At 70.7% G+C, this 12,874-nt stretch carries 11 protein-coding genes and 1 tRNA gene; 7 read left to right on the top strand and 5 right to left on the bottom strand.

Annotated elements, in window-relative coordinates; translation table 11 throughout:
* Positions 1–31: 31 nt before the first annotated feature.
* Genes ACPYN5_RS06615 through ACPYN5_RS06625 form a run of 3 tightly spaced genes read left to right on the top strand, consistent with a single transcriptional unit; the run spans position 32 to position 3,530 of the window.
* A complete protein-coding gene (locus tag ACPYN5_RS06615) occupies positions 32–1,729 on the top strand; it encodes an ABC transporter ATP-binding protein (RefSeq protein WP_424448179.1) in 1,698 nt (565 codons plus the stop codon).
* Positions 1,705–3,240 (top strand): hypothetical protein, encoded by a 1,536-nt coding sequence (locus ACPYN5_RS06620; RefSeq protein ID WP_424448180.1) that lies wholly within the window; start codon positions 1,705–1,707, stop codon positions 3,238–3,240. Before ACPYN5_RS06615 ends, ACPYN5_RS06620 begins: the two co-directional genes overlap by 25 nt.
* A gap of 23 nt (positions 3,241–3,263) precedes the next feature.
* Positions 3,264–3,530, top strand: a complete 267-nt coding sequence (locus ACPYN5_RS06625) for a DUF3039 domain-containing protein (protein ID WP_424448181.1) — start codon at positions 3,264–3,266, stop codon at positions 3,528–3,530.
* 144 nt (positions 3,531–3,674) lie between these two features.
* Here the strand turns inward: ACPYN5_RS06625 and ACPYN5_RS06630 are convergent, their stop codons facing one another.
* Positions 3,675–4,997, bottom strand: coding sequence for a nicotinate phosphoribosyltransferase (locus ACPYN5_RS06630; protein ID WP_424448182.1), 1,323 nt, complete (start codon positions 4,995–4,997; stop codon positions 3,675–3,677).
* A 78-nt stretch (positions 4,998–5,075) separates the two neighbouring features.
* Between ACPYN5_RS06630 and murI the strand changes: the two genes are divergently transcribed.
* The 3 genes from murI to rdgB are packed head-to-tail and all read left to right on the top strand — an operon-like array spanning position 5,076 to position 7,265.
* The gene (gene murI / locus ACPYN5_RS06635) at positions 5,076–5,912 is read left to right on the top strand and encodes a glutamate racemase (RefSeq protein ID WP_424448183.1); all 837 of its coding nucleotides are present in this window, start codon (positions 5,076–5,078) and stop codon (positions 5,910–5,912) included.
* 31 nt (positions 5,913–5,943) lie between these two features.
* A complete protein-coding gene (rph, locus tag ACPYN5_RS06640; protein WP_424448184.1) occupies positions 5,944–6,675 on the top strand; it encodes a ribonuclease PH in 732 nt (243 codons plus the stop codon).
* Positions 6,672–7,265, top strand: coding sequence for an RdgB/HAM1 family non-canonical purine NTP pyrophosphatase (gene rdgB, locus ACPYN5_RS06645; protein ID WP_424448185.1), 594 nt, complete (start codon positions 6,672–6,674; stop codon positions 7,263–7,265). Before rph ends, rdgB begins: the two co-directional genes overlap by 4 nt.
* Before the next feature lie 67 nt (positions 7,266–7,332).
* Here the strand turns inward: rdgB and ACPYN5_RS06650 are convergent, their stop codons facing one another.
* Positions 7,333–9,750, bottom strand: a complete 2,418-nt coding sequence (locus tag ACPYN5_RS06650; RefSeq protein ID WP_424448186.1) for an ATP-dependent DNA ligase — start codon at positions 9,748–9,750, stop codon at positions 7,333–7,335.
* A gap of 61 nt (positions 9,751–9,811) precedes the next feature.
* Here ACPYN5_RS06650 and ku point away from each other — a divergent pair, with 61 nt between their 5' ends.
* Positions 9,812–10,768 (top strand): non-homologous end joining protein Ku, encoded by a 957-nt coding sequence (gene ku / locus ACPYN5_RS06655; RefSeq protein WP_424448187.1) that lies wholly within the window; start codon positions 9,812–9,814, stop codon positions 10,766–10,768.
* Here the strand turns inward: ku and ACPYN5_RS06660 are convergent, their stop codons facing one another.
* From ACPYN5_RS06660 to ACPYN5_RS06670, 3 genes are all read right to left on the bottom strand, one after another.
* On the bottom strand, positions 10,769–11,596 hold the full coding sequence (locus tag ACPYN5_RS06660) for a DedA family protein (protein WP_424448188.1): 828 nt from the start codon (positions 11,594–11,596) through the stop codon (positions 10,769–10,771).
* A 51-nt stretch (positions 11,597–11,647) separates the two neighbouring features.
* Positions 11,648–11,729: transfer RNA gene (locus ACPYN5_RS06665), tRNA-Leu, on the bottom strand.
* Between the two features lie 108 nt (positions 11,730–11,837).
* Positions 11,838–12,866: a methionine synthase gene (locus ACPYN5_RS06670; RefSeq protein WP_424448189.1), complete on the bottom strand. Its 1,029-nt coding sequence runs from the start codon at positions 12,864–12,866 to the stop codon at positions 11,838–11,840.
* Positions 12,867–12,874: the final 8 nt, after the last annotated feature.

Below are 12,874 nucleotides of genomic sequence, written 5' to 3' on the forward strand. Positions count from 1 at the left end.
CCGCGCACGGGCCCCTTGATAGGTTTGGGGGGTGACAGACGACTCACCCGCCCCCCAGGACGAGCAGCGTGTTCCGTCGCCTGTCGACACGTCTTTGCCGCCTCTGCCCGGCATCCCCGCGGATGTCGTGGCGGCCGAGCTCGCTGTGACCGCGCCCCCTGTTCCGCAGCCCCCCGACGAGGTATCGGCCCCGCCGAAGAAGACGCCGCCGAAGCCGCGCAAGCCGCGCGGGTCGGGATCATCGGGGGCGACGAAGACCCCGCGCAAGCCGCGCTCGACCGCGGCATCGCGCGCCCCGCGTCCGACGTCGACAGCGCCGACACCGCCGCTCCCGGAGATCCCGGCCGCGGTCGCCGCGGCCGCATTCGTCTCAGCGGCGGATGAGCCCCAGCCGTCGGAGCTCGAGCCGGACCGCTCCGGACCGGATGACGGAGCGCAGCAGGCGGCACTCGAGTCCACCTCCGCGCCGGAGACCCGACCGCCGGACCCGTCGGATCACGAGCCGATGGCCGCGTCCGAGTCGGTGGACACGGAGCCCGAAGCCGAACTCGCGCCCGAACGCGAGACGGACCCCGACGCCGATTCTGCGTCGGAGCCGGAACGCGAGGGCGAACTGCAGCCGCAGCCGGACTTCGCGGCCGCGCCGGAGCCCCAGCTCGCGCCGGAGGTCGAACCCACGCCTGAGCCCGAGCCGGAGCCGGAGGTCGTGCTCGCGCCGGAGCTCGAAGCCACGCTCGAGCCCGAGCCCGAGCCCGAGCCCGAGCCCGAGCCCGAGCCCGAGCCGGAGGTCGCGCTCGCGCCCGAGCCCAATTCCGAGTACGCGCCCGAACACGAACCCGAGCTGCAGCGCGATCCCGCGTCGGCAGCTGCCGCGGACGAGCACGTCCTCGCGCCCCTGAGCTCGGCTGTGCCGCACGCGACTCAGAGCAGCCTCGACGACGGCGAATCGGTGGGCGAGGACGCCCCGGCCACCCCGGCGCTCCGGCTCCGCGGCGTCACCAAGACCTACGGCGACGCGCGCGCCGTCGACCGGATCGACCTCGAGGTCCCCGCGGGCTCGTTCTACGGCCTCGTCGGACCCAACGGAGCGGGCAAGACCACGACCCTCTCGATGATCACCGGACTGCTGCGGCCCGATGAGGGCTCGGTCGAGATCGCCGGCATCGACATCCGCCGCGATCCCGCAGGGGCGAAGCGACGGATGGGAGTGCTTCCCGACCGGCTGCGTACCTTCGACCGACTCTCCGGGCGCCAGCTGCTGTACTACTACGGCGTGCTGCGCGGTCTCAAACCCGCCGTCGTCGAGCACCGCATCGCCGACCTCGCCGCCGCCTTCGATCTGACGGACGCGCTCGGACGCAGCGTCTCGGACTACTCCGCCGGCATGACGAAGAAGGTCATGCTCGCGGGTGCGATGATCCACTCGCCCCGCCTGCTCGTGCTCGACGAGCCGTTCGAGTCGGTCGACCCCGTCTCCAGCGCCGTGATCCTCGAGATCCTGCAGAGATACGTCGCGCACGGGGGCACCGTCATCCTCTCCAGTCACGGCATGGAGCTCGTGCAGCGAGCCTGTTCGGGCGTCGCCGTCCTCGTCGGCGGCCGCATCCTCGCATCCGGCACGGTCGACGAGGTGCGCGATGGTCGCACGCTCGAGGAGAGGTTCCTCGAGCTCGCCGGCGGAACCAGCGCGCTGGAGGGCCTCGAATGGTTGCACACGTTCTCCGACTGAGGCTGGCTCTGCTCGTCGGAGCACTCCGCTTCCATCGCGCCCGGGCTCTGACGGCGCTCGTGGTCGCGGCCGTGTTCGTCGCAGCCGTCGTCTTCGCGCTGCTGCGGCTGCAGGATGCGCCGCTCGCGAGCACCCTCGTCGTGCTCGCCATCGGCGGATCCGCCGTATCGCTCTGCTTCGCCCTCGTGCCGCTCATCATGCCGATGCACGACCCCCTCGACCCCCGTGCGTTCATCGTGACCGGGCGCGACTGGCGTCTGGTCGCTGCCGCGACAACCGCCGCCATCCCGCTGAGCCTGCCGTCGGTGTCGGTGATCGCTGTGTCCGTCGTCGTCGCCCTGACCTGGGTCGCGCACGGCGTCGATCCCGTGGCCGCGGGCTTCGGGGCTGCACTGGTCGCGGCCACCCAACTGTTGCTCGCCCGGGTCGCGCTCGGGACCGCAGCCCTCGTCCTCGCCGACCGGCGTTCGCGCGAGCTGACGACGCTGCTGCTGCTCGGACTGGCGGTGATCGCCATCCCCGTCGCGGTGTTCCTGGCGTCCCTCGACTGGGACGACGGGGTCCCGCAGCCGCTCCTCTCCGCCGTCGAGACGCTCGCGGTGACGCCCATCGGCGCGGCGTGGATCCTGCCGCTCGACCCGCGGCCGGCGGTCGTCGTCGTCGCGATCCTCACCGTCGTGGCGCTGGGCGCGGTGTGGACGCTCATCGTGCGGCGCATGTTGACGCAGACCGAACGTCCCGTGTCGGTGCGCGAGCGCCGGGGCCTGGGCTGGTTCACCGTCACGCCCGGGACGCCTGGGGGAGCGGTGGCCGCTCGATCGCTCGTCTACTGGCTGCGCGATCCCCGCTATCTCGTCGACGTCGCGATCATCCCGGTGGCCTCCGTGGTCGCGGTGGTGCCGTTGGTCATCGTCGGGGTCCCGCACGAGATCGCAGCGCTGATCCCGGCCCCGCTCATCGCCCTGTTCCTCGGCTGGGTCGTGCACAACGACCTCGCGTACGACGGTTCGGCCATCTGGCTGCACATCTCCAGTGCCGTTCGCGGCGCTTCCGATCGTGCGGGACGGCTCATCCCGCTGCTCCTCGTGGCGCTGCCGCTGCTCGCGATCGCGATCCCTCTCGGCATCGGCATCCACGGCGACTGGGCGGCTCTCCCCGCAATGGTCGGCGTGTGCTCAGCGCTGCTCTTCAGCGGGCTCGGACTCTCGTCACTGTCGTCGGTCATCGCGCCCTACGCGGTCGCCCGACACGGTGACAGCCCGTTCCAGCAGCCGCAGCGAACCGGCGGGGGGCTGGCCCAGGGCGCCGTCCTGTTCGGCGCACTCATCGCGGCCTCGCCCGCGCTGTGGTGGGCGTGGCGGTACCTGTCGGGCGAAGCCGATGCGCAGTGGTGGGCGCTCGGCGTGGGCGTCGGCGTCGGCGTCGTGGTTCTCGCCGCGGGCATCCTCATCGGCGGAGCGCTGTTCGACCGGCGCGGCGACCGGCTGATGGCGTTCGCCGAGACGACCTGACCGTTCGCCGATAGAATCGCGGCATGAGCACTCCTCTCGATTCCCCCGACCAGGGCGGTCTCGCGACCCTCGACCGTGAGCTCGAAGAGCTCATCCGCGAGGAGTCGATCGAACCGGGCGACCACGAGCGGTTCTCGCACTACGTCAAGAAAGACAAGATCCTCGAGTCGGCCATGACCGGCAAGCCGGTGCGTGCGCTGTGCGGCAAGAAGTGGACGCCGGGTCGTGACCCGGAGAAGTTCCCGGTCTGCCCGACGTGCAAGGAGATCTACGAGTCGATGACGCGCTGACGCGTCGTCGCTTGCCCCGGACGCGCGGGAACGCACCCTCGCGCTGAGCACGCACCCTTGCGCTGAGCACGCACCGCGCAAGGTGCGCACTGAGCGAGAAGATGCGTGGTCGGTACGTCGTCGGTTAGCGAAAAGCGTGCCGAGTCAGTCGGCCTCGCGGTAGACGGTGGGGATCGCGGGCTCGGATCGGCTGAGCGCCAGCGCTCGCACGGGCATCTCCTCGATGACGCGGGCGTGGTGCTCGCGCGCGGCTCGGACGCCGGCGGCGCCGGTCCACGCGGCGATCGCGCGGCCCTCGACGTACAGGTCGGTCTGCAGGGGACGGGCATCGGGGTGCTCTGCGGGGGTGTCGAGCGGCTCGAACCCGTCGGAGACCACCACGACCTCCTCCGCCGCGGTGCCGCCGCTCAGGGCGCGGAACGCCGACTTCCGTCCGCCGTGCGACACCTTGTCGGCGGATGCCTTCGCGACCGAGAGCCACGAGCCGTCGTCGTTCTGCCGGGCGACGAGCTTGTAGACCATTCCGGCTGTGGGGGTGCCCGAACCGGTCACGAGGGAGGTGCCGACGCCGTACGCGTCGACAGGGGATGCCGCCAGGGCGGCGATCGCGTACTCGTCGAGGTCGCTCGTCACCGTGATGCGGGTGTCGCGCGCTCCGAGTCCGTCGAGCTGCGCGCGGACGTCGGCGGCGACGGTGGGCAGGTCTCCCGAGTCGATCCGGACGCCGCCGAGGCCGGTGCCGGCGACGCGGATCGCGGTCGCGACGCCCTCGGTGATGTCGTAGGTGTCGATCAGCAGAGTGGTGTCCACGCCGAGCGCGTCGATCTGGCTCTGGAAGGCCTGCTCCTCGCTGTCGTGGAGCAGGGTCCAGGCGTGGGCTGCCGTTCCCATCGTGGGGATGCCCCACGTGCGGCCGGCCTCGAGGTTGCTCGTCGCCCCGAAGCCGGCGATGTGGGCGGCACGGGCCGCAGCGACAGCGCTGCGCTCATGCGCGCGACGCGAGCCCATCTCGGCGAGCGGTCGGTCACCGGCGGCGATCACCATGCGCGCGGCCGCCGTCGCGACGGCGGAGTCGTAGTTCAGGATGCTGAGCACGAGGGTCTCCAGCACGACCGCCTCGGCGAAGGTGCCCTCGACCGTCAGCACCGGCGACCCGGGGAAGTACAGCTCGCCCTCGCGGTATCCGGTGATGGTGCCGGTGAAGCGGTAGTCGGCGAGCCAGGCGAGGGTGCGCTCGTCGAGCGACCCGTGATCGCGGAGGAAGCGCAGCTCCTCGTCGCCGAACCGGAAGCTCTCGATCTCTTCGAGCAGTCGGCCGGTGCCGGCGACGACGCCGAAGCGGCGCCCTCCCGAGAGGCGCCGGGCGAAGACCTCGAACACGCAGCGCCGATCGGCCGTGCCGTCGCGCAGCGCGGCCTGCAGCATCGTGATCTCGTAACGGTCGGTGAGCAGAGCGCTGGAGGCCATGAGTGCCACTGTAGCGACGCGGCATTCCGCCGCCGACACGGGATGCCGCGGCCGCGACGCCAGGTAGGCTCGATGATCGTGAACGACGCGCCCATCGGAATCTTCGACTCGGGCGTCGGCGGGCTCACCGTGGCGCGGGCCGTCTCGCAGCTGCTGCCGCGGGAGTCGCTGCTGTACATCGGCGACACCGCTCATTCGCCCTACGGGCCGAAGCCGATCGCCGACGTCCGCCGCTACGGCCTCGAGGTGCTCGACACGCTCGTCGACGAGGGCGTGAAGATGCTCGTCATCGCGTGCAACACCGCCTCGTCCGCCTTGCTGCGCGACGCACGCGAGCGCTATGAGGTGCCGGTCGTCGAGGTGATCAACCCGGCGGTCCGCGCCGCGATCTCGACGACGCGCAACGGCCGCGTCGGTGTCATCGGCACGATCGGGACCATCGCCTCCCGGGCCTACCAGGACATGCTCGAAGTCAACGAGAAGCTCGAGGTCTTCGCGGCATCCTGCCCCCGCTTCGTCGAGTTCGTGGAGGCGGGCATCACGCAGTCGCCGGAGGTGCTCGCGGTCGCCGAGGAGTACCTCGCGCCGCTTCGCGACGCGGGTGTCGACACGCTCGTGCTCGGCTGCACCCACTACCCCTTCCTCGAGGGCGCGATCAGCTATGTGATGGGCCCCGACGTCGCGCTCGTCTCGAGCGACTCGGAGACCGCCAAGGACGTCTACCGTCAGCTCGTCTCCGGTGGGCTGCTCGCGAGCGACGACGCCGTGCCGCATCACGTCTACGAGGCGACGGGCGATTCCGCCGACGACTTCCTCGCCCTCGCCGATCGGCTCATGGGCCGCGGCGTCCCCTCGGTGCGGCTCGTGCAGACGGGCGCGATCGTGCTGCCCGAGCTCGCGCCACCGGCATCCTGACCACACCCGCCGTCCGATCGGAGACCCCCTCATGACCGACTCCCTGCGCGCCGACGGGCGCACCGCCGACCAGCTCCGCACCGTGACGATCGAGCGCGGCTGGAGCGCGCACGCCGAGGGTTCCGCCCTCGTGAGCTTCGGCGGCACGAAGGTGCTCTGCACCGCGTCGTTCACCAACGGCGTTCCGCGCTGGCTGACCGGCAAGGGCAAGGGCTGGGTCACCGCCGAGTACGCGATGCTGCCGCGCGCGACCAACAGCCGCAACGACCGCGAGTCGATCAAGGGCAAGGTCGGCGGGCGGACGCACGAGATCTCGCGTCTGATCGGGCGTGCGCTCCGTGCCGTCGTCGACACCAAGGCGCTGGGCGAGAACACGATCGTCATCGACTGCGACGTGCTCCAGGCAGACGGCGGCACCCGGACGGCGGCGATCACCGGCGCCTACGTGGCCCTCGCCGACGCGATCGAGTGGGGTCGCACGCAGAAGTTCATCGCGCAGCGCTCCGTCCCCCTCGTCGACTCGGTCTCGGCGGTGTCGGTGGGCATCATCGACGGCACCCCCATGCTCGATCTCGCCTACGTCGAGGACGTCCGCGCCGAGACCGACATGAACGTCGTCGTCACCGGCCGCGGCCTCTTCGTCGAGGTGCAGGGCACCGCCGAGGGCGCCCCCTTCGACAAGCGCGAGCTCGATGCCCTTCTCGAGCTCGGCGTGAACGGGTGCGCCGAGCTGCGCGACATCCAGGCCGCGACGCTCGCATGACCGGCCGCATCGTCCTGGCGACGCACAATCCCCACAAGATCGAGGAGTTCCACGCGATCGTCGCGTCGGTCCGCCCCGACCTCGAGGTCATCGGCTACGACGGCCCCGAGCCCGTCGAAGACGGTGTCACCTTCACGGAGAACGCACTGATCAAGGCCCGTGCCGCGGCAGCCCACACCGGGCTGCCGGCCCTCGCCGACGACTCCGGGATCTGCGTCGACGCCCTCGGGGGAGCGCCGGGCGCCTTCTCCGCGTACTGGGCGGGACACAAGAAGGATGCCGCGGCCAACACGGAACTGCTGCTCGATCAGCTCTCCGACATCGCCGATCCGCGCCGCACGGCGCAGTTCGTCTCGGTCATCGCTCTCGTCGACGGCGGCACCGAGCACGTCGTCGAGGGCGTCTGGCCGGGTCGGCTCGCCACCGAGGCGGCCGGTGAGGGCGGTTTCGGGTACGACCCCGTCTTCGTGCCCGACGAGCAGGGCGAGCCCGCGCGGACGGTCGCGCAATGGTCCGCCGCGGAGAAGAACGCCGCATCGCACCGCGCCCGGGCGTTCGTCGCCCTGACCGAACTGCTCCGCTCGCTCTGACCGCACGGACCCGCCGGTGTGAGTCCGGCGGCGTGAGTCCGGCGGGGTGAGTCCGGCGGCGCTCGCTCTACTCGCGCCGGACGTCGGCGGGCACGCGATCCGGGCGCAGGCCCCGCCACCGGGCGTGCCGCAGAATGCCGCCGGGCGTGAACTCGGCGAACTCGACCTCGCCGACGAGCTCGGGACGCACCCACAGGGCGTCGGAAGCGTCGGCGCGCGGGATGCCGACGAACGGGTTCTCATCGACGCGCAGCGGATCCAGAGCGGCGGTCAGGCGTTCGAGCTCGGCGTCGGAGAATCCCGAGCCGACGCGCCCGGCATAGTGCAGCGCACCGTCGTCGTCCGGGATGCCGAGCAGCAGCGATCCGATGCCGCCCCGGCGCGAGCCCTTGCCGGGCCGGATGGCGCCGACGACGACATCCTGCGTCCGGGTGAGCTTCACCTTGAGCCACTCGTCGGAGCGGACTCCGACGCGGTAGCGGGATGCCGGGTCCTTCACGACGGCGCCCTCGAGGTCGAGCTCGCGTGCGACGGTGAGGGCCGCGTCGAGGTCGTCGGTGACCGGCGGCACGGTGAGCGGGGCCCGAGCCTCGACCGTCGCCGACTCGAGCAGTCGCCGTCGCTCCCGCAGCGGCAGGGCCGTGACGTCCCGCTCGCCGTGGCGGAGCAGATCGAACACGAAGAAGTCGACCGGGGTGCGCTCGCGCTCGCGCACGATCTCGCGGGGCTTGGCGAGGTGCATCCGGTTCTGCAGAAGCGGAAAGCTCGGCCGGCCGGTGTCGTCGAGGGCGACGATCTCCCCGTCGAGGACGAGCGGGAGCGCGCCGAGCCCCAGGTCGGCGTCGCTGCCGGTGAGCTCGGGGTACCGCTCGGTGATGTCGGTCCCGCTGCGTGCGTGCAGCCGCATCCGCTCGCCGTCCCAGTGCGCGATCGCTCGGACTCCGTCCCACTTGAACTCGACCCAGCCCCAGCGCTGCGCCGAAGCCCGAGCAGGACCGGGTGACGAGGAGACGGCGAGCATCGGCGGCACCGGGCCGGTCGCGTCCGACGCCGAGCCCGCCGGGCGTTCGGCTGCCGGTTCCGCCGCCGCCGGCATCGCGGCCGCCGCTGGCGTCGCCGCGGCATCCGTCTTCATCCGGTGCAGCAGCCACTGCGACTTCTCGCCCTCGCCGCTTGTTCGGATGAGCACGAGCCGCGCGTCTGCGGCCGCGCCTCCCGCCGTTCCGCGGAGGGTGAAGATGATCTCGTCGTCGCGCCATTTCTCGAGGTCGTAGACCCCGGTGTCCCAGATCGACATCGTCCCCGCGCCGTACTCGCCGGCGGGGATCTCGCCCGCGAACGTCAGGTACTCCATCGGGTGCGGCTCGGTCATCACCGCGAGATGGTTGCGCTCGGCGCTCTCGGGTATGCCGCGCGGCACCGCCCAGCTGATGAGCACACCGTCGCGCTCGAGGCGCAGGTCGTAGTGAAGGCGCCGGGCATGGTGCTCCTGGATGACGAAACGAGACTTCCCGCCCGCCGCGTCCCCCGTGCCGGTCGACACGGCCGCGGGCATCGGCTCGGGCGTCCGATCGGCCGACCGCTTCGCCAGATACGGAGCGAGCGGGGCCGTCCGCGCCGGGGCGAGGGGGGCGAGCAGATCGCCGACCTCGGCCGCACGACCCAGCATCTCGTCCAAGCGCAGGTGCCGGAGGTGGGGGTCGTCGAGCTCGTCCCACGTCCGCGGCGCCGCCACGGTGGGTTCGTCACGTCCGCGGAGCGAATACGGCGCGATCGTCGTCTTCGAGCCGTTGTTCTGGCTCCAATCGAGGAAGACCTTGCCGGCGCGGGCACTGCGGTTCATCTGGCTGATCACCAGGTCGGGATGGTCGGCCTCGAGAGCGCGTGCCAGTTCCTTCGCGAGGGCCGAGGCCTGATCGCTCGTCTGCGCGCCCGCCAGCGGCGCGTACAGGTGGATGCCTTTGCTGCCGCTGGTGACCGGGAAGAGTTCCATCCCCATGCCCGACAGGATGTCGCGCACCCACCGCGCCACCACGGCGCACTCGGCGAGTCCGACGCCGGGACCGGGGTCGAGGTCGAGGACGAGCCGGTCGGGCGCACCGCGCTCGCCGAGGTCGGTGAAGCGCCACTGCGGCACGTGCAGCTCGAGGCTCGCGACCTGGGCGAGGTAGACGAGCGCGGCGACCTCTTCGACGAGGGGGTAGTCCTTCGCGCCGGTGGAGTGGTCGATGGGCATCCGGGGGAGCCAGGAGGGGGCGCCCCGCTCGAGGTCCTTGGCGAAGAAGTCGGGTTTCTCCACGCCTTCGGGCCAGCGCTTCCGGGTCACCGGGCGGCGGTCGAGGTGGGGGAGCATCAGCGGGGCGATGCGGGAGAAGTAGTCGATGACCTCGCCCTTGGTCGTGCCGGTACGCGGGTACAGCACCTTGTCGAGGTTCGACAGGCGCAGGCGGCGGCCCTCGACCTGCACCGTCTGTTCTCCTGCCATGCCGACAGGGTATTGCGCTACCCGCTGGCGCCACGGCGGGGTTGCGGTGTGTACTGCCTGCATGAGATCGATCTGGAAAGGCGCCTTGACCTTCGGGCTCGTCAACGTGCCGGTGAAGGTCTATTCGGCGACCGAGGACCACGACGTCCCCCTCCACCAGGTGCACAACGCCGACGGGGGCCGCATCCGGTATCAGCGCATCTGCGAGATCGACGGCGAGGTCGTGCCGTACGCCGACATCGATCGCGCGTACGACGACGGCGACCAGACGGTCGTGCTCACGAAGGACGACCTCGCGTCGCTGCCCTCCGAGCGCAGCCGCGAGATCGACGTCGTCGAGTTCGTGCCGAGCGATCAGATCGACTTGCTGACCCTCGACAAGGCCTACTACCTCGAGCCGGACTCCTCGTCGCCGAAGTCGTACGTGCTCCTGCGGAAGACGCTCGAGCAGACCGACCGCACCGCGATCGTGCGCTTCTCGCTCCGGCAGAAGACGCGGCTGGCGGCGCTGCGCGTGCGCGGCGATATGCTCGTGCTGCAGACGCTGCTGTGGGCCGACGAGGTGCGCGAGGCGGCGTTCCCCGCCCTGGACGAGTCGGTGCGCATCTCGGCGAAGGAGCTCGAGATGTCGGCATCGCTCGTCGAGAGCTTCTCGAGCGACTTCGACCCCGAGGCGTTCACCGACGAGTACCAGGAGGAGCTGCGGACGCTCATCGACGCGAAGCTCGAGAAGGGCGACGCGCTCGACACGTCCGAGACCTTCGGCGAGAAGGCGGAGAAGGAGGGCGGCGAGGTCATCGACCTCATGGAAGCCCTCCGCGCGAGCGTCGAACGCAGCCGTGCGGCGCGCGGCGGGTCGAAGAAGGCGGATGCCGACGAGTCGGACTCGACGCCGGACGACAAGGCCGATCAGACGACATCGGAACCGGCGAAGAAGACGCCGGCGAAGAAGACGGCCGCGAAGAAGGCTCCGGCAGCGAAGAAGCCCGCCCCGAAGAAGAGCGCGAAGGCTTCCTGATCAGAGCCGCGGCGGCTCCGGGCGGTCCTCGCCGCCCGCGGACGTCACGCCGCGCGCACGGCCGTGCGGGTGCGCGTGTCCGCCGTGCTCGTGGAAGACCTCGGGGTCGAGCACCAGCTCGCGAGCCTCGTCGGCGTCGGTGTAGTCGTCGGGTCCCGCGGCCTTCTCCTTTTTCGCCTTGCGCTTCTCGGCGAAGTAGTGCCACACGATGAAGAAGACGGTGCCGACCACCGCGACGAGCAGGATCACGTCGATGTACTCTGCGACGAATTCTCCGACGCCCGGGATGAGGCTCACGAGGTAGCCGAGGATCGTCAGGCCGAAGCCCCACAGCACGGCGCCGATGAGGTTGTAGAGCGAATAGCGGTGCCAGGGCATCTTGCCCACTCCCGCGGCGACGGGCGCGAAGGTGCGGACGATCGGCACGAATCGGGCGAGGATGACGGTCACGCCGCCGTAGCGCTCGAAGAAGGCGTTCGTGCGCTCGACGTTGCGGCGGCTGAAGAGACCGGATTCCTTGCGCTCGAAGACCGCGGGGCCGCCCTTGCGACCGATGACGTAGCCGACCTCACCGCCGAGGAAGGCCGAGAGCCCGATCAGCAGCCCGACGATCCACACGTTGATGCCGAAGACGCCGTGCGGCGCGTGCGTGACCGGGTTCGACAGCAGGCCGGCCATGATCAGCAGCGTGTCGCCCGGAAGGAGGAATCCGACGAGCAGGCCGGTCTCGGCGAAGATGATGAAGCACACCACGAGCAGAGCCCAGGGGCCGGCCGCGCTGATGATGGTGGCGGGGTCGAGCCAGGGGATGAGGGCGATCTGATGCACGAGTTTCCCGTCGGGAGAGGATGACGCCAGGGCGGGCGAACGCCCGATCCGTGCGGAAGGTGGGACTTGAACCCACACGCCGTGAAGCACAGGAACCTAAATCCTGCGTGTCTGCCAATTCCACCACTCCCGCGGACGGCTCAGTCTAACCAGCTGAGACGCCGCCGACCTGTGTGAGCGTCGCACATTTCGGGACAGCCCGAAGTCGCGGAGAACCACCGACGGAGTGCTGCCTGCACAGCTAGGCGAGCTCGGCGCGCACGATGTCGGCGCCGGCGACGAGGGCGCTGAGCTTCTCGTACGCGACGGCCCGCGGCAGCGGCGCCATGCCGCAGTTGGTGCTCGGGATCAGCTTGTCGGCGTCGACGAACCGCAGGGCGCGACGGAGCGTGTCGGCGACCTCATCCGGTGTCTCGACCTCGTGGCCGGCCACGTCGATGGCCCCCAGCATCACCTTCTTGCCGCGGATCAGCTCGATGAGCTCGATCGGCACGTGCGAGTGATGGCTTTCGAGCGAGACGACGTCGATGCTCGAGCGCTGCAGGAGCGGGAACGACTCCTCGTACTGCCGCCATTCGGAGCCGAGGGTCGCCTTCCAGTCGTTGTTGGCCTTGATGCCGTAGCCGTAGCAGATGTGCACGACGGTCTCCGCGCGGAGCCCTTCGGCGGCGCGCTCGAGCGCCGCGACGCCCCAGTCCCTCATCTCGTCGAAGAAGACGTTGAACGCCGGCTCGTCGAACTGGATGATGTCGACCCCGGCGGCCTCGAGCTCTCGCGCCTCCTGGTTGAGGATCGTCGCGAACTCCCACGCCAACTTCTCGCGGCTGCGGTAGTGGTGGTCGGCGAGCGTGTCGATCATGGTCATCGGGCCGGGGAGCGCCCACTTGATGGGCTGATCGGTGTGCCGGCGGAGGAAGGCCGCGTCGTCGACGAAGACGGAGCGCCTGCGGCTCACGGCGCCGACGACGGTCGGCACGCTCGCGTCGTAACGGTCACGGATCCGCACTGTCTCGCGCCGCTCGAAATCGACGCCGTCGAGATGCTCGATGAAGGTGGTGACGAAGTGCTGGCGGGTCTGCTCGCCGTCGCTGATGACGTCGAGCCCGCGGCGGTGCTGTTCGTGCGCCGCGGCGCGCAAGGCATCCTGCTTGCCCTCTGCGAGGGTGTCGCCGCTCAACTCCCACGGCGACCACAGGACCTCGGGCTTGGCGAGCCAGGACGGCTTGGGGAGGCTGCCGACGATCGATGTGGGAAGGAGGGAGTGGGTCATGGCTGATG

The organism is Microbacterium arborescens, from assembly GCF_049707515.1.
In the GTDB taxonomy this organism is placed as follows: Bacteria; Actinomycetota; Actinomycetes; order Actinomycetales; family Microbacteriaceae; genus Microbacterium; species Microbacterium arborescens_B.

Coding starts and splice junctions, on each gene's coding strand:
- rdgB (WP_424448185.1), top strand. CDS start 6,672: ATGACCGGCCGCATCGTCCTGGCGACGCACAATCCCCACAAGATCGAG.
- rph (WP_424448184.1), top strand. CDS start 5,944: ATGACCGACTCCCTGCGCGCCGACGGGCGCACCGCCGACCAGCTCCGC.
- ACPYN5_RS06625 (WP_424448181.1), top strand. CDS start 3,264: ATGAGCACTCCTCTCGATTCCCCCGACCAGGGCGGTCTCGCGACCCTC.
- ACPYN5_RS06650 (WP_424448186.1), bottom strand. CDS start 9,750: ATGGCAGGAGAACAGACGGTGCAGGTCGAGGGCCGCCGCCTGCGCCTG.
- ku (WP_424448187.1), top strand. CDS start 9,812: ATGAGATCGATCTGGAAAGGCGCCTTGACCTTCGGGCTCGTCAACGTG.
- ACPYN5_RS06670 (WP_424448189.1), bottom strand. CDS start 12,866: ATGACCCACTCCCTCCTTCCCACATCGATCGTCGGCAGCCTCCCCAAG.
- ACPYN5_RS06630 (WP_424448182.1), bottom strand. CDS start 4,997: ATGGCCTCCAGCGCTCTGCTCACCGACCGTTACGAGATCACGATGCTG.
- ACPYN5_RS06620 (WP_424448180.1), top strand. CDS start 1,705: ATGGTTGCACACGTTCTCCGACTGAGGCTGGCTCTGCTCGTCGGAGCA.